16 protein-coding genes and 1 pseudogene are annotated in these 15,708 nt (G+C 71.2%); 6 read left to right on the forward strand and 11 right to left on the reverse strand.

From position 1 onward, the window contains the following. Positions 1-1,267: 1,267 nt before the first annotated feature. Together ACIO3O_RS37755 and ACIO3O_RS37760 are read right to left on the reverse strand one after the other, a co-directional pair. Positions 1,268-1,780, reverse strand: a pseudogene (locus ACIO3O_RS37755) (class I SAM-dependent methyltransferase); the annotation flags it as partial. Between the two features lie 73 nt (positions 1,781-1,853). Then, positions 1,854-2,549, reverse strand: coding sequence for an HAD family hydrolase (locus ACIO3O_RS37760; protein ID WP_401753830.1), 696 nt, complete (start codon positions 2,547-2,549; stop codon positions 1,854-1,856). Between the two features lie 123 nt (positions 2,550-2,672). Between ACIO3O_RS37760 and ACIO3O_RS37765 the strand changes: the two genes are divergently transcribed. The 5 genes from ACIO3O_RS37765 to ACIO3O_RS37785 all read left to right on the forward strand — a co-directional run bounded on the left by ACIO3O_RS37765 (position 2,673) and on the right by ACIO3O_RS37785 (position 6,188). Next, positions 2,673-3,878, forward strand: a complete 1,206-nt coding sequence (locus ACIO3O_RS37765) for a helix-turn-helix domain-containing protein (protein ID WP_401753832.1) — start codon at positions 2,673-2,675, stop codon at positions 3,876-3,878. Between the two features lie 100 nt (positions 3,879-3,978). Continuing rightward, a complete protein-coding gene (locus ACIO3O_RS37770) occupies positions 3,979-4,884 on the forward strand; it encodes an ATP-binding protein (protein ID WP_401753834.1) in 906 nt (301 codons plus the stop codon). A gap of 153 nt (positions 4,885-5,037) precedes the next feature. Beyond that, the gene (locus ACIO3O_RS37775; RefSeq protein WP_401753836.1) at positions 5,038-5,460 is read left to right on the forward strand and encodes a hypothetical protein; all 423 of its coding nucleotides are present in this window, start codon (positions 5,038-5,040) and stop codon (positions 5,458-5,460) included. Between the two features lie 163 nt (positions 5,461-5,623). Beyond that, positions 5,624-5,773 (forward strand): hypothetical protein, encoded by a 150-nt coding sequence (locus ACIO3O_RS37780; RefSeq protein ID WP_401753838.1) that lies wholly within the window; start codon positions 5,624-5,626, stop codon positions 5,771-5,773. 37 nt (positions 5,774-5,810) lie between these two features. Further along, a complete protein-coding gene (locus tag ACIO3O_RS37785; protein ID WP_401753840.1) occupies positions 5,811-6,188 on the forward strand; it encodes a DUF6302 family protein in 378 nt (125 codons plus the stop codon). Between the two features lie 767 nt (positions 6,189-6,955). On the opposite strand, the gene ACIO3O_RS37790 is transcribed toward ACIO3O_RS37785, so the two are convergent. From ACIO3O_RS37790 to ACIO3O_RS37800, 3 genes are all read right to left on the reverse strand, one after another. Continuing rightward, the gene (locus ACIO3O_RS37790) at positions 6,956-7,564 is read right to left on the reverse strand and encodes a hypothetical protein (RefSeq protein WP_401753842.1); all 609 of its coding nucleotides are present in this window, start codon (positions 7,562-7,564) and stop codon (positions 6,956-6,958) included. Positions 7,565-7,657: 93 nt separating this feature from the next. Then, positions 7,658-8,119, reverse strand: a complete 462-nt coding sequence (locus ACIO3O_RS37795) for a hypothetical protein (RefSeq protein WP_401753844.1) — start codon at positions 8,117-8,119, stop codon at positions 7,658-7,660. A gap of 40 nt (positions 8,120-8,159) precedes the next feature. After that, positions 8,160-8,624, reverse strand: a complete 465-nt coding sequence (locus ACIO3O_RS37800) for a hypothetical protein (RefSeq protein ID WP_401753846.1) — start codon at positions 8,622-8,624, stop codon at positions 8,160-8,162. Between the two features lie 434 nt (positions 8,625-9,058). Here ACIO3O_RS37800 and ACIO3O_RS37805 point away from each other — a divergent pair, with 434 nt between their 5' ends. Further along, a complete protein-coding gene (locus tag ACIO3O_RS37805) occupies positions 9,059-9,763 on the forward strand; it encodes a hypothetical protein (RefSeq protein ID WP_401753848.1) in 705 nt (234 codons plus the stop codon). Between the two features lie 733 nt (positions 9,764-10,496). Here the strand turns inward: ACIO3O_RS37805 and ACIO3O_RS37810 are convergent. The 6 genes from ACIO3O_RS37810 to ACIO3O_RS37835 form a co-directional block, all read right to left on the reverse strand. Continuing rightward, positions 10,497-13,775: a LysM peptidoglycan-binding domain-containing protein gene (locus ACIO3O_RS37810; protein WP_401753850.1), complete on the reverse strand. Its 3,279-nt coding sequence runs from the start codon at positions 13,773-13,775 to the stop codon at positions 10,497-10,499. Then, positions 13,775-14,185 (reverse strand): hypothetical protein, encoded by a 411-nt coding sequence (locus tag ACIO3O_RS37815; RefSeq protein WP_401753852.1) that lies wholly within the window; start codon positions 14,183-14,185, stop codon positions 13,775-13,777. The genes ACIO3O_RS37810 and ACIO3O_RS37815 overlap by 1 nt, the downstream gene beginning before the upstream one ends. Positions 14,186-14,277: 92 nt before the next feature. Continuing rightward, positions 14,278-14,763, reverse strand: coding sequence for a TadE/TadG family type IV pilus assembly protein (locus ACIO3O_RS37820; RefSeq protein WP_401753854.1), 486 nt, complete (start codon positions 14,761-14,763; stop codon positions 14,278-14,280). 31 nt (positions 14,764-14,794) lie between these two features. Beyond that, the gene (locus ACIO3O_RS37825; protein WP_401753856.1) at positions 14,795-15,028 is read right to left on the reverse strand and encodes a hypothetical protein; all 234 of its coding nucleotides are present in this window, start codon (positions 15,026-15,028) and stop codon (positions 14,795-14,797) included. A 36-nt stretch (positions 15,029-15,064) separates the two neighbouring features. Further along, positions 15,065-15,478 carry a TadE family protein gene (locus tag ACIO3O_RS37830; protein WP_401753858.1) on the reverse strand — a complete coding sequence of 138 codons (414 nt, stop codon included), beginning with the start codon at positions 15,476-15,478 and terminating at the stop codon, positions 15,065-15,067. Continuing rightward, positions 15,475-15,702 carry a hypothetical protein gene (locus ACIO3O_RS37835; RefSeq protein ID WP_401753860.1) on the reverse strand — a complete coding sequence of 76 codons (228 nt, stop codon included), beginning with the start codon at positions 15,700-15,702 and terminating at the stop codon, positions 15,475-15,477. The genes ACIO3O_RS37830 and ACIO3O_RS37835 overlap by 4 nt, the downstream gene beginning before the upstream one ends. Between the last annotated feature and the right edge of the window lie 6 nt (positions 15,703-15,708).

The following is a 15,708-nucleotide window of genomic DNA, read 5'->3' on the forward strand; positions in this document are numbered from 1 at the left end:
TGCGATGTAATCCAGCCAGCGTGTGTGGGAAATAGACAGAACCGTGCTCGGTGTAGAGACGCGGCGAGATCCGGCACCACAATGCCCCCTGCATCAACACATGAAACCAAGGGCAAGTGGGGGATGGCCATGCTGAGACGTACTGCTGGGGCGCTTGTCGCCGGGCTGGCGGTTCTGACCTCGGTCTCGTTGGGGGTGAGCGAGGCAAGTGCATTTGAAACCGGTGTCGCCGGTGCCACCGCGGAGAAACGAGGGACCTGTCCTGCGGAAGTGTGGAAAGGAGGAGACGCAGAGTGCACCATCGTTTACACCGGTAACAAGTGGTATCAGGGTCCGTGGGTTGCCAAGCACCAGACCTACTCGTACGGCAGCTGGGTGAACGGCTACACACCGGCCAACGTCGACTACATGGTCCGAGTCCAGGCCCCAATCCCGAACTCGCACGGGGAAATAGACATCAAAGAGACTGGCTGGGTCCGCGGCGGGACTGGGGTAGGGATTTCGGCTGGCAACGTCCCAGACAGAGGGGCGGTTGCCTGCTTGACGTACGCGAACCACTGGCAGATTTGCACCTAAGAGGATTCCGCGCGGCAGGCGGGACGTGCCGTGGGCTGGGTTCCCCGGAAGCGTCTGCTCCGTAGCCGCGCGTGCGGGTGCCCTCCGGGGCTAATGCCCCGGAGGGCAGGCTCGTAGAGGCATCTGAGCTGGTGCTCGAACGATATTGATGGGTGGATTCCGCTTCCCGACAGGGGTATCCACGCGCGGCTATGCTGATGGCGACGCCGCTGGTTGTGGGCCGGGCCTCCTGAGTCGTACGGAGGTCCCCGCCATGCCCTGCCCCCTGATCGCGAACGCCGACACCATCCGCGTCACCCGGGTCGACGGCTGCGGCCGTCCCGTCTGCGTTGAGGACAACGGGTTCGTTTTCGACTGCTTCGCCAGCCTCAGCATGAACCCCAACACGGACGATGGCGAGGACGTCGAGTACAAGGCAGCCAACGGCCGCATCTGCGGATTCAGGCGCGGCTGCCCCAGCTTCCGCGGCTTCGACGTCGAGCTGAACATCTTCTCCGTGAGCCCTGAGTTCATCGAGATCACCACGGGCAACCCCGTCGTCTACGGCTTCGACGGCAAGCCCATCGGCTACGACGACTGCTCGGTCCAGTGCAACTCGGGCTTCGCGATCGAGCTGTGGGCCGAAGTCCTCGGCGCGGACGCCTGCGCCGGGGCCGGCGACGGCGCGTGGATCTACTTCCTGATGCCGTGGGTCAGCAACGGACAGCTCGGGGACCTGGAGGTCGGCTCCGAGGCCGAGGTAGTGGCCGAGGGTGGAGAAGAAGAGCCGTCCCCCGGGGCGGAGCGCAGAGGCGACGGCCGGGAGCAGCGCGCGTGGGTCGGTGAAGTCGAGGGCGCCGAAGACGCTGTAGAGCACGTCGTAGGTGCGGGGATGGGCGCGCAGGTGTTCCTGGGCGTCGGCGTGCACGAGGCGCAGTCGGGGGGCCAGGTGGGCGAACAGGACGGTGGCGAGGGCGTGTTGTGCGGGGGAGGCGTCGATGGCGTCGACCCGGGTCACCGGGTGGCGGTCGGCGAGGTGTGCGGCGTTCCGGGCGGGCCCGGTTCCGAGGTCGCCGGCCAGGAGCCCGGCGAGGCTGCCGAGGACTTCAGCGCCGGGGCCGCTGCCCGGGCTCCAGGTCCAGGAGAAGACGTCCGGGACGGCCCGGTTGGTGGCTGCCTGGGCGTGACCGTAGCGGTGCCAGAGGTCGGGGGCCGGGGAGTGCACCCGTGCATTCTGGCAGAGGCGCGACGCGCCCAACCACGTTCAAGGAGAAGGCAGTTGCTGCCGGACGGGCAGTCTACGGATGCCTCCGCCTGGTCAGGAGTTCCAGGAGCAGGGGGTCGGTGAGGTCGTTGATCACCGCGTGGGCCCCGGCTTCGGCGAGGTCGGCGGCGGTTGTGCGGCCCGAGGCGACGGCCAGGACCTGGACGTGGTTGGCATGGCCGGCCGCGACGTCGGCGGGTGTGTCGCCGATCAGCAGGACGTCCTCGGGTACGACTGTGGTGTGCAGGGCTTGGCTGGTGCGGGTCATCGCGGTGCGTACGAGGGCGGCCCGGTCGTCGTCGTCCTCGCCGTACCCGCCCAGGGCGAAGCGGATGTGGGTGTCGAGGCCGAAGACGCCCAGTTTGATTTCGGCGACCGGCCGGATGTTGCCGGTGACCACGGTCTGCACCACCCCTGCCACCTCGGCGATCTGCGCGAGCGCTTCCGCCGCGCCGGGCAGCGCGCAGCCGCGGGTGCGCAGTTCGTCGGCGCGCAGCCGGTGGCGTTCGGCGGAGCAGGCGGCGAAGTCCTCGAACATCGCCCGGGTGCTGGGAAGGTTGTGCAGGGTGGCGGTCTTACGGAAGATGACCGGTTCGGTCATCCCGTCGACGGTGGCCTGCTCGCGCATCGGGTGCCCGGTGATCTGCTGGAAGCACTCGCCGAAGATCTCGCCGCCGACGCCGTTCGTGGCGATCAGGGTGTGGTCGATGTCCCACAGCACCACCTGCATATGACTGCCCCTCCCCGTCTCTCGCCCTCAACGGGGGCCACCGTGTCACACGTTGGGGTATTCCCGCCTGCCCGCTCCCTAGCGGTGCATACGCTGGAGGCACCCTCTTTGGAGGAGGTCGGGATGGACCTGCCCGCAGCTCCCCTCGGGGCGCGCGTGAGGCATCACCGTGAGCGCCGTGGCCGTACCCAGGCGGTGGTGGCCGGTCTGTGCGGGATCACCGAGGACTACCTCTCGCAGATCGAGCGCGGTCTCAAGAAGCCGTCGTACGACGTGCTGCTGCGGCTGGCCGCCGAACTGGAGGTCTCCGTCGCGGTGCTGCTGGACGAGGCGGCCGTCCCGCAGCCGCAGCCGCCGGACACCGCCGCCGACCATGTCGTACGGGCCCTGCTCGGCCAGTACCCCGCCGCCCCCTCCGGGACGGCGCCGCACGTCGGGCTGCGGACCCGGGTGGACGATCTGTGGCGGACCTGGCAGACCTCGCCCACGCGGTTCACCGCGACCGAGGCCGTCCTGCCCGCGCTCATCGGCGATGTCGAAGACGCCGTCCGCGCCCACCGCCGCAGCGCCGACCCCGCCGCCCGCCGGGACACCCTGCGCACCGCGGCGGACCTGTACGGGCTGCTGCGCTCCTACTGCAGGCGGGCCGGACGCCTGGACCTGTCGCTGATGGTCGCCGACCGGGCGCTGCGCGCGGCGGAGGACGCTGACGATCCGCTGCGGATCGCCACCGCCCAGTGGAACCTGGGGCACGTCCTGCTCTCCACGGCCGGTGACGAGCACGCTGCCGCCGATGTCGCCCGGTCCGCTGCCGAGGACCTGCACCACGCGCTCAGCACTCCCGAGGCCCTCGCCGTCCAGGGGGCGCTGGAGCTGGTCGCGGTGGTCGCGCAGGCCCGCACACGGCGGGCCTGGGCAGCCCGCGAACACCTCGACCGCCGGGTGCGGCCGCTGGCCGAACAGGTGGGGGAGGGCAACGTGCAGTGGACCGTGTTCGGGCCCACCAACCTGGAGCTCCACGCGGTGTCGGTGGAGATGCTCGCCGGGGACGCCACCGAGGCGCTGCGCCTGGCCGACCAGGTCGATACCGCCCAGCTCCCTTCGAGGGAGCGGCAGTTCACGTTCATTCTCGAAGTCGCCCGCTGCTACGACCTGCGTCGCGAGGACGCGGCCGTCCTGGTCCACCTCCTGGAGCTCGAAGAGCTTGCCCCCGAGGACCTGGAACGCTCCCCGCTGGCCCGCGAGCTCGTCCTCTCCCTGGTGGAGCGGTCCCGGCCCGCCTACCGGCGCAAGGCGACCGCGCTCGCCGAACGTCTCAGCCTGCTCTAGCACCCGCACTGTGCGGCAACCCGGACTCTCAGCTCGGGTTGGGTCCCGGCCTGCCCCGTAGCGTGCGGGGCACCCACGACGCCCACGAGCGGGAAACCCTATGACCAGCAACTTTCCTTCCCCGTCAGGCACTTCGCCGTGTCCGGGGCCCTCCGGCCTCCTCTCGGATGCCGTACGGGTCCCGCGCTACCTCGGCTTACGCGCTCTTCATCACCTGCGCGGGAAGGAAGGCGGCATCGCCGTCGACTCCGCCCGACGTCACCTGTACTTCCTCGTACCGTCCGGCGCCGCCACCGGCTGGGAGCTGCCGCACACCACCGTCCTGGACGCACCCCACGCCCTCGTGCTGCCGGACGCGGGGAAGGAAAGCGGGCCCGGGCCGTACTGGCTGCACTCCCCGCGCCCCGGCCGTGTGCACAGCGACGCCGCTGTCCTGCACGCCGCACTGCGGGAAGCCTGCGGCGACGACGGGCCGGTCACCGGCATCGAGGAGCAGCCCCCGGACACGGTCGCGGAAGTGATGTGCGGAGCAAGCAGCCCGGAGTGCACGGAACAACCCCGGGAGCGCCCTGGGGTAGCGGCCCGCGGGCAGGCGGCGATGGCGTTTCCTGCCGTACCCGAAAGCGTGCGCAGGGCCCGGGAGGCGGCGGCACGGATGCTGGCCGCATGGAGGATTCCCCGGGCCGTCGACACGGCCCTGCTCGTGGTGTCCGAGCTGATGACCAACGCCGTACAGCACACTTTCGGCCAGGCAGCCGAGTTGGTCCTCACCCACGGGAGCGGTCTCCTCCTGGTGGAGGTCCGCGACACCAGCAGCTGCCCGCCCGCGCCCGTACGCAGCGTCGGAGACGCGGAGAGCGGACGCGGTCTGCACCTGGTCCACGCGCTGAGCACCGACTGGGGCTGGATGCCGCTCGGCACGGACGGCAAGAGCGTGTGGGCGCTGCTGCCCGTACGGGCAGCGGAAGACTCTCTGCACGCTGCTCCGGGGAGGCTGGGCGCATGAGCAGTGACGCCCGCGCCCGGCTCGCGGACCTGATGACCCGGCACGGCGTTGACGGGAATCCTGAAACTCGACAACGCCGAGACCCGGACCGATCAGGATGCCGACCTGATCCTCCTACCTGGAAAACAGTCTTGCTGCTGTGAAGGATGAGTCGTGACGAAGACCGAAGAGAAGGACCCCAGCTCGCTCGCTGTCGACGGGACACCGGACCTGGTAGAGATCCGCGTCCGGGCCGCCCTCGTGTCCGGTGCGCGGATCCTGCCGGACTGGCCGGTGATCAACAGCCACCTCGCCGACATGGAGAGCGCCCACCGGATCATGGTCGGGGAGATCGCCGCCTCGCCCGTGTCGGACGGGTGGGTGGACAAGCACCGTGTGGCCATCGACGACACCCGGCCGCTCGACGACGGGCGCCGGGTGCCCTACCGAAACCAGGGGGATCTCGCGCGCCACCAGCACCGCCAGGATTTCGCGCACGCTCAACGCCTTGCCCGGCGCGTGCTGATGTTGCTGGACATCCTCGATGCCCAGCGTCACCCGGACCCGAACGACTCGGACCCGGGCACGTCCCCCTGAGCCTCCCATCGTCGGCGGGCCGGTACGAAAGGCGCGCCGCCTCCGTCCGTTGCCGTTCAGGACCGGGGAGCCCCCCCGGATGGGCGTCGTGCAGACGCGGGTGCCTGCCCGCATCGCATCAGGTGACCGGCACCCGCACATGGACTACCGAGGGAGCCCCCTTGTGAGCGCGACCCAGATGGTCGTCACCCTGGGCCTCGCGTTCGGGGCATCGTTCCTCATCCTGGCCGGGGAGAGCATTCCAGTGCGCCGAGCCGAGCGCCAAAAGGCGCGAGAAGAAACCGATTTGGACTCGTGGGAGGAAGAGCCGTGACCGCGACCGCCAATCTCCACCAGCGAGGGGAGGACAGATGACGCACCCGACCGAGGCCGTCGACTGGGCGTACTATCGCGACCGGATCGCCGCCCCCCAGCTCCTCAACCGGGCCCGTCCCGTCCTCCTGCGCGGCGTACCGCTCCTGGCGGTTCCTGCGGGCGGCCCCCGGCAGGGCGGATTCCTGTCCGTGGCCACCGTCGCCGACGCCCTGGACGCCGTGCGCGCCCTCCTCGGGCAGCCCGGATTCCCCGACGTGCGCGTGCGCTGGTCCCACAGCCCGGACACCTGCCACAGCGTCGAGTGGGGAGACCGGCCGCCGCCAGGTGACGACGACACTGCCTGCGGCCTCCACTACGGGTACCGGGCCGACGTCATCCGCACCTACACGGCCGCCGTGCCGCAAGACCCGTAACCCACCAGCCCTTTCCGCAGGGGCGCGCCTGCTCCTGGGCGGAGAGAGGGACCCCTTCTCGGCCGCGTTTGCAGAGGCTGACGGGAGGGCGTCCCGCCCGCAACTCCCTCCCCGAGGTGCACCACCACGCTCTGCCCCGGGGAGGGGCACCACCTCCCCGTTCGCGCGGGGAGTGGCCGTGACCGGCTCCCCGTCGCGCACTCAGGGGGAAGCAGCCGGTGGCGGTCTGGCCTGCCGGGCCTCTCCATCAGGCCGGCGGGCGGCGTCCCCGCTGCAGCCCTCCTCCTGGGCCGCAGCGGGAACCGGCCAGTAAGCCGGCGTCTGTGCAGGGCGCCGGGGCCGGTACGCACAGGGCCGTCCCCCTGGCAGGTGAGGGCGGCCTGCTCCACGGATTCCCCGCCCCATGGTTCCGGGCGAGGAATCCGGCGGCCGCTGCTCAACGGCGACGGCCGCCCCTCTCCCACCGTGCGCTGGTTCCCGTACGGCGGGGGAGAACCGGCCACTGGTGTCTGCGAGTTACGCATCTGACCGGGGCCGGAGCAAGGGCTGCCTGCATGGGGCGTGCGGCAGCCAACCGGGCCGCCCGTTGCGGCGGGCGGCCCACCGTCTTCCGCTGCGGCCCACCGTCTTCCGCTGCGGCTCATCGGCAGCAGCGGAAGACGGGTCCCGGCACCTCCGCCTTCCTGATCCCTTGCGGAAGCTTGCCGGGGCCGGTGGTGTGTGTCGGTGACGTGTACAGGGGGACAGCTCGGTCCCCGATCTGAGATTTACTCGCAGCGGCGGCTGCGGGTGGCGAGCCAGGTGGTCACTGCTGCGGCGCCGACGCCGATGATCCGGTGGAGAGCGGCGTCGAGTTCGATCCACGCCGTGCCCGGCCCGTTGAGCTCGGAGCTCGGTTCGCCGTTCTTGCCAAGGCGTACGGCCTGGCAGTGGTTGATGTAGCCGCGCTGCCCGGTCTTGTCGGCGAGCCAGAGGAAGAACGCGCCGCGGTCGATGGCGGCGTGGGTCGTGAGATTGATGGCCGCGCCGGCCAGGACCGCGGCCGCCGGGACGCGGTATCCGAAGGCGCGGGTGAGGGCGACGGTCGTACCGGTCTGGATGGCTCCGTAGGAGGCGACGTGCACGGCGACGGCACGGCGGCCGCGCGCGCTGGCGGTCATCGTGCGGGCGGTGGGGCGCAGGCCGTCCGGGTCGACGGGGGTGCCGTCCGCGGTGACGAGGTGGTCGCCGTACAGGCGCTTGCACTTCGCGGTGGTGGACCCCTGCGCCCAGTGGTCGCAGAAGGGGTGGACCTCGCCGAAGGCGGCGAGGAGGGTGGCGAAGAGGGCGAGGCGTTCGACGACGGCCCGGGTCGGAATGCGGGTGGTGTCGGTCATGATGGGGGTCTCCTGTCAGGACTTCAGGGTCGGGCGGGAGGAAGGGGCGGCCGTACGCCGGCAAGTGGACGGCCGCCCCGCTTGGGATCCGGGTCAGTTGGCGCCGTCCGGGGCGGACCCGGCCTCGTCCGGCTCGGGGTGGGGCTCCCGGTTGGAGGCCCACTTCTCCCAGCCGTCGGGAACCTTGCGGGCCACCACCTCGCGCCTCGACTGCGCGGTCGAGCGCGAGACGTCCATCGCGTTGGCGAGCTCCTGGATGGTGGCCCCGAGGTCGGTGTGCGCGCGCACCGCCGCGTCCCGCACACCTTCCAGCGCGGGGATGAGGTGGAGGGCCAGGTCGTTGATCGCCTCCCGGTAGTCGTTCAGCCCGGGGACGTAGGGGGTGCCGTCGGGCTTCTGGTGCGAGCGCATGAGGGCGATCGCCCACAGGGCGGTGTCGGTCCAGTCCGAGAGTTTGGCGGCGTCGGTGCCCAGGGCCTTGGCCTGCGCGGGGGTGAGGCTGATGACGATGTCCAGGCCGCCGGGCTGGTCTCCGGAGCGGTAGCTGACGGTCATACGGATCGGTCTCCTTCGAGATGGTCGCGGAAAGCGATGGTCAGGCGGTCTTGAAGTAGGCGCCGGCGGCGGCCACGAAGCGCTCGTGGGCACGTGCGGCACCGAGCCGGAAGGCGGTCAGTTCCTCGGCGGTCTCTGCCTCGCGGAGGCGGAGCGTCGCCTCGACGAGGACGTCGGCGGTGCCCCGGACGGCCGGGTCGGAGATGAGGACCTGCAGGGTCACCAGCGGGCGGCTCACCCCGGCCCGGGTCTCCTGGACCCGAGCCCCGAGCTCCTCGACCCGCGCTTCGGCGGCCCCCGCCAGGGCTGCCTCGCCGCGCTTGAACATCGCGGCGCGGTGGGCGTCGAGCGCGGCGGCGAATTCGGTGACAGCGGTCAGCTTGTCGCGCCGCAGCTGGACGGCCTGCGACTCCTGGTGGGCCCTGGCGGTGTTCACACGCTGGATCACCCCGGCCACGATGGCCCCGAGCAGTGTTCCAGCGATGGCGATGATCGTACTGAGCACGGGTTTCCCCCTCAGCCGCTGCACGAAAGTTCGTGCAAATGAAAAGTACCCCTTGCATGAAAGTTCGTGCAAGGGGGTGGGGTCATGATTCTTTGGCGGCACAAGCAATACACAGGCCAGCGCTACGCCTCGTGATCGCGCCGCCAAGGGGAGAGCGAAGACCGCCGCGGGCGAGGACCCTCCCGCCGCGTTCCAGCACGACACCGAAGCGGCCGCGGCCGACGGAACGCGGAGCACCTTGGCCGTGGTGTGCAACCCCGTCACCCGGCGTATCACCTTGTTGTCCGTCGTCTGGACAGCCCGAGGCGGCCCTGCGCGACGCCGTCTCAAGTCCCCGCCTGCACCTGCCTCTTGACGTCGGTTGCCGCGACGGACGGCCGTGCCTTGCCCCTATGCTCGGGGCCACAGTGCCAGAAGACACGGGAAGGAACTGCGTGACCGTCACCCACCTGGTCATCGGCCCGGAGATCATCGACGCGATCGGCGTGGAGAAAGCGGCGGTCTTCCAGGACCAGATCACCGGGTACGACTGCGTCGAGTGCGGCATCCCGGGAGATGCGCGCCAGGACAAGGCCGTCGCCGTCCTGCGCACCGACCACGGCCTCGCCCACCTCGGCGTCGCCCACCACCACTGCGCCACCTCCCACATCCGCACCTACCCATCCGGCGCCCTCGACATCGCCGCCACCACGGACCTCATCCCGCGCGCCGTCGCCGCCCCCAGCAGCACCGGGATGCGGCCGCTGCTCCTGCTCGCCTACGAAGAAGACATCCACCTCACCGCCGCACCCCACATCGACCCGGTCGTGGAGTGGCTCCTGGGGCAGGGGTTGCACCGCCTGTCCGGGCTGGGCCGGCAGGCACCGGACAGCCCCGGCTGGCACGTGGGCTTCGGCCCCGGCACCGCCCTGGACGTCCACACCCCCCACCAACCGCTCCTGCGCGACGGGCAGATGACCGCACCTGCCGCCTGGTCGGACCTCGTGTGGCACGAAGGAGCGGTGACCGTGCTGGTCGGCCGCCTCGACCGGGCGGTGATCTACGCCGACACCCCGCCCTTCACCGCCTATCACCAAGCCGTCCGCCGCGGCCGGCTCGTCGGCGGGCACCTGACCGTGAGCACCCGCAGCACCGACTGACCACCGGCCGCACGCCCCGCCGCCGCGTGCCGATGGTGCCCGTTCGTGCCGAAACCGGCGACGTCCTTCTGTCCGCACAGAAGGGGCATGTGTGTTCGTGGCCAGCGCGCTCCGAGTGGCCACTGGCCGGTGGCCAGGGTGAGTGACCGGCGGCCAGATGCGGTCAGAGCACGGCGCGCGATGGCCACGAGCGCGGCCATTCCCCACGCTCGGGCCGGTGGCCGATCGCATGGATGCGGCCGTGGAACGTCCGTGATCGTTGTCCGGTCACAGGTGCGCGCTCGTGGTGAGGGACCGTTGATCCGTGGCCGGGGATTGCTCACCATGACCGTTTGGCCGTTCCTCACCACGGGCGGCGTCCAGCCCGCTTACGGGGGCCGCCCCGATGCCCCTCAAGGCCAAGTTCGGTCCATGGTGAGGAAGCGGGGAGTGTTGTGGTGAGGTATCGGGTCCCGCTGCGGGCAGGTCGCGAATGGCGGCATGGGTGGCCACTGGCCGTGGTGAGGTACCGGTGGCCAGCGATGACCGCCATGGTGAGGTCGCGGTCACTGGCCGGTGGCCACCCGATGTGGCCGCTGATGGCCACCCCTTCTTTCCTCACCATGGCCACGAGGGGCCGTCGGGGATCCCTCACCATGGCCGCGAGTGCCCACCCCTCTTCCTCACCATGGCCACGGGCGGCCGCCGGGGATTCCTCACCATGGCCACGGACAGGGCTGGGACGCTGGGCGCGCTACGCAGAGGACGTGGCGGTGTCCGGGGCGAGGAGTTGGGTGATGAGGTGTTCGGTTTCGGGTTCCATGCTGACGTCCAGCTCCTCGTTGATCCGCCGGATCGTCTCGACGGTGGTGTGGATCCCGGTGCGGTTGTTGCAGGCGTCGTCCAGGCGGAGCAGGTCGCGGTAGAGGAGCTCGGCGCTCTCATCGACGTCCAGCCCGACGGTGATGGCGTGGCGGGCGTTGTCCCAGTCCTGGGCGTGGGTGTGGAGGTAGGCGCTGGTGTGGGCGACGTCGATGATGCGGATGATCATGTCCTGGCGCAGCCCTATGGCCCAGGTCGGGGCGTTCGTACCGAAGGGGCGGCCGCGCACCAGGGCCAGGGCTTCGTCGAGTGGCTCGACGGTTTTGGTGGTGAGTCCGCGCTGGGCCAGGCGCAGGAAGGCGTGCCAGTCGCAGCTGAGGTCGGGGTGCAGGGTGTAGGTGCCGCCCTTCGTGCGGCGGGGGAGGTAGGGGGTGTCGTCCGGGGCCTGGCCGAGGCGGGTGCGCAGGTCGTAGCAGCGGGTGTGCAGGGTTTCGGCGCTCCAGGGGCTCATCGGGTCCATGGCCTCGCGGATGCTCAGGGTGTCCCGGTTCGGGCGCAGGTGCAGCAGCGCGGTCAGCCGGGCCAGCTTCGGGCCGTGCCCGCGGTCACTGATGCCGGTCACCTCGATGTCGCCCAGCACCCGCAGCATCGGCGGCACCGGGTTCTTCTCCCCGGCCGGGGCGGGGTCTGTGGTGGCCGGGGCGGGCGGAGTGGGAGAGGCCTGCGCGGGTACTGCGGCCGCCCCGGTTGCCGTGGTGGTGGTGTGGACGGCGGCCAGCAATGCGTGGAAAGCCCCCGAGCTGGCCGGGGCTGAAGGGGACTCCTCCTCCAGCCCCGGCCCCAGGAGGGAGACCGGGCGGGGCGTCTGGTGCTGGGCGGCGCGACGGGCATGAGCCTGTGGTGTCAGGGGCACGGGCTCTTGCGGGACGTTCGTCCACGGCTCTTCCGGTCCCTGCGGCGGCTGGAGCCCGGCGGTGAGGGCGTGCAGGACCTCTGCGTACACGTCGGGGTCCATGTGCTGGAGGCGGACCTGGTCGTCGATGCAGGGCAGGGTTTGGAGGGTGCTGTCATCCAGGCCGGCGTTGAGGATGTCCGCGTCGGGGAAGTGCGAGCGAACCGCCGCCGGAAGCACGACGCAGGCGGGCACGCCCTGGGCCTTGTCGAGCGCGTCGGCCAGCGCCCACACCTCCTCGTCCTCCACCAGGCCGGGAGCCAGCAGGATCCACGGCCTTTGGGGCAGGGGCTCCTCGCCGTCGTGCTCTTCCGCGTCCAGGTGGTTCTCGATGGCCCGCTCGGCGAGATCGCGGGTGGCCTGGGCGAGGGTGTCGACGCACATGATCTGGCCGGCGGGCAGCAGCTGGCACAGTTCCTTGCCGAAGCCGACGGTGACGATTTCCGCCGTGGTGGCCCACGGGCTCTGACTGAGCTCCAGCGCGAGCGAGAGCGCGACCTGTTCCACGTTCTCCCGGGTGCCGTCGAGCAGCAGGTGGCGCACGGCCGGGAGGTTCAGCAGGAGCAGGCTGCTGTCCGGCCGGGAGCCCACCGTGACCAGTCCGGGCAGCGGCGGGCGAGCCTCTCGCGTCTCCTCGGGCAGTTCCCGGGAAGCGGGCAGCTGCCACCATCCCCCGTCCTCCTCACCGTTCTTGGTGAACGGCCAGGCCGGTGCGGCCGAGAGGTCATCCGGCAGGACGCTGACGGTGCGGGCGGTCACCGACGCAGCCCGCAGTACCGGCACATCGTGCCCCTCGGCCTGGGCCCGGTGCGCGAGGGCCCGCAGCGCGTGGTCGAGGAGCTGGGGGCTGGCCTGCGCGGCGACCGCGCCCAGGAACTGTTCCGCGTGTCCGGTCTCGGCGGTGGGGGTGGTCTGGCCGGGCTTGCGCCGCCGGCGTTGCAGCAGGCGCCGCAGCGCGAGCGCGCTGACCACCGACCCGGCCAGCAGCGCCCCGGTGCCTGCCACGGTCTGAAGGTCCAGCGACGAGGCGGCCGCCGGGGGCGTCTCGCTCGGACTCTGTCCCGGAACGGCAGGCGAGGAAGAGGAAGAGGAAGGGGATGGGGCGGGGGTGGTCTTGGCGGGCGGCACGGGTGCCTCCGGTTCACGGTCGGACGGAGAGGGCGCAGACGGGGTGTGCGCCGGAGAGGCCGGAGTTGTTGACGGTGCGGGCGTGGTCGGGGCGGGCTTCGCCTCGGGCGTCTTCTCCGGGGTCTTCTGTTCTTCGCTGCCCTCGTTGCCCCGGGACGGGTCGGGTGCAGGCACCGGCCGTTCCGGGGCGGGCGTGGGGTTGGGTGTGGTGTCTGTGGGCTCGGGCGTGGTGGGGAGGGTGAGGTGTTGGCCGGTGTAGATGTGGTCGGGGTCGGCCAGGGTCTTCTTGTTGGCCGTGTAGATGTCGGTGTACTTGTCGGCGTCGTCGAGCTCGTCCTCGGCGATCGCGGTCAACGTGTCTCCCGCCTTGACCGTGTACGACGACGTGGCCGTCTTCCCGCTGGTGCCCTGCGGGTGAGGTGCGGGCACTGCGGGGGTCTTGGGCGGGGCGGGCATGCGGAGCGTCCAGCCGGGCTGGATGGGGGCATCCGTACGGAAGATCCGCCCGTCGCTCATGGTGCGGCCCTCGTTGAGATCGGCGATCTCCGTATACCGGGACCCGTCCCCCAAGTGGTCTTCCGCGATGGACCACAGACTCTCCGCCGGGCGCACGTCGCGCACCGTGTATGTCGGCGCCTCCTGCCCGGCGGGGGAAGAGGCTTCTGCGGAGGGATTCTTGAGCGTGCTGGGGGCCGGAGTTGTGGCGTTGTGCGGTGCGGAGACGGTCGTGGTGGCCTGAGCGGGGGAGGCGAGTGCGGTTCCGGCGGGCAGCAGGAGCAGAATCCCCCCGACCAGCGTGGCAGCCGCCCGCTGCCCCGCACCGAGGCCGGGAAGCCGGGGCGCCCTCATCCCCCGCAGCTGGGCCGGGACTTCCAGGACCAGCGAGAGCGTGAACGCCGCCCATCCCGCCCACCCGAGAACGGTGAGCGCGAGCAGGAACACCGGCACCGTGTCAGCACTGCTCAGCAACTGCCCCAGCGCGTCGATGCCGGGCGTCCAGGCTGCTGTGGTGGCGTGCCACAGCAGCACCGGCAGCCCGCCGACCAGGACGAGCACGGCGACCAGGCTCAGCAGCGCCCGCATCACGGCCGCCGTACCGCGCCGGCGGGTTCGGGAAGTGGTAGGGGTCATCAGGGGCCTTTCTGGGCCTGGGGGGTGAGCACCCCGTGCAGCAGCGCGGCCTGGCCGTGCCCGCTGACGGCCAGGGAGTTGACCCCGGCCAGGGACAGGAACTTCGTGGCGTAGGTGTCGTCGACGGTCACCGTGATGCGGGTGCCGCCCCCGGCGACAGCGACCTGCCCGGTGACACCTGCGCGGGCGAGATAGCCCTGTGCGGCACCGGTGGCGGTGGCCGGGTCGGCGGCCGTCTTCCCCTGGCCGAGGAGCGCGGCGCCGTCAATGGCCTGGGCGGCCGCACGGGCGGCCTCCATCGCGACGGCATCCGCGCGTTCGTCGGCGCGGAGTTTCCCGGTGGCGTCGACGACCAGCAGCCCGCCGAGCAGCAGCAGCGGCACCGTCACGATCGCCACGAAGATCGACACACTGCCCTCATCCGACCGTGCGGCGACCCGCCGATACCGCGAACGCAGCACTTGCCGCCTACGTGCCCACCCGCAGAGCCAGGAAGAGGTGATCATGTGCCCTCCCGTTGCCGGTAGGCGTCCACGACGGACGTGAACTCGCTGGTGAGGGTGCGTACCCCGGGCCCTCCGCCGAACAGGAAAAGATCGCCGAGGGGGACGGTGCAGGACACGCTGACGGTGACGGTGGCGGCCTGCCCGACCGCCACAGCCAGTCCTTGTGTGTCGGCCTGCACGGTGGTGGCGGTGCAGGGCTGGCTGTCACCGGCCAGCGACTGCGCGGCCGCCCGCTGCGCCTCACCCTGCGCAGCGCCCACGGTGCGGGCCAACGAGGCGGCGCGGGCGGCGTGTTCGGAGGCGGTGTCGACGGCCTGGGCGGCCATCGCCAGGCGGGCCCCGGCGACGAACAGCAGCCCGAACGCGATCAGCACCGGGACCACGATCACCGCCTCGATCGGGGCACTGCCCCGGTCCCCGGCCATCCGCTTGCGGGCCCACCGCACCCGGTGCGCCCCGCTGCGGCCTGCATGTCGGCTCACGCCCCCTGCGCTCCTCTCCCATTTCGTACGGTCACTGCTCTGTTGCTGCCCGGGCTGCTCTGTGCACTAGAAGCTCTGCCCTGTCCCGGCTGAGCGGGGGGTACGTGCGGCGTGGTTCCATGAGCAACTCGATGAGGTCGGCCTCTTCCAGAGCACGCGCTCGCGTGAGGACAACCTCCATCTCGTCCTCACCCACGTTGACCTGCGACGCAGGTGTCGCGGCCAGCTTGATGTCCTGCGACGGTGCGCGGTCGTCATGCACCATGAGGCGATCCTCCCTTGAGGGATGTGACGCAGCTTCTTACTGAGGGACGGTCCACCGCTCGACCTCACCAGAGGCCTCGGCGGTGACGGGCCAGTCCGGGATGCCCGGGACCAGCGACTGGGCGCGCCCGGTCACGGTGATCCGGATCAGGTCCGGGCCGCTGCCCGCCGTGGAGACCGCATGGCCCGTGAGGTTGGTGCCCGCCCGCCGCGCCAGGACGCTGCGCGCCTGCGCTGCCCCTGCGCCGGGTCCGGCCCCGTACATCCGCCCGGCGGTGACGCCTTCGCGGGCGGCGCTCTGGGCGAGGTTGCGGGCGTACCCCCACAAGGCGGCCTGGAGGGCGGTGATGAACACGGTCAGCACCACCGGCACGATGATCGCGGTCTGGATCGCCGACGCCCCTCGGTCTCCCGCCCGCCGCCGGACCTGCTGCCTCTTGGGATGGGTCACTTCCCGGCCATCTGGCCGTTGTACTTGGCGTACAAGGCGGCGAGTCCGCCGCCGATGAGGAGTGCGCCGGTCAGGCCGGCGAGCACGATGATCACGGTCTGGATGGGGCTCTCGCCCCGGTCGTCGCTCAGCGCGCCGCGCTCGCGCAGCTTCTCCAGGCGGGTGTCCATCGCGTGCTTCAGGGTCTGGGCACGGACGGCGGTCTTCAGCAGCAACGGGGACATGAAGGC

Origin of the sequence: Streptomyces sp. NPDC087440, assembly GCF_044744005.1 — a bacterium.
GTDB lineage: Bacteria > Actinomycetota > Actinomycetes > Streptomycetales > Streptomycetaceae > Streptomyces.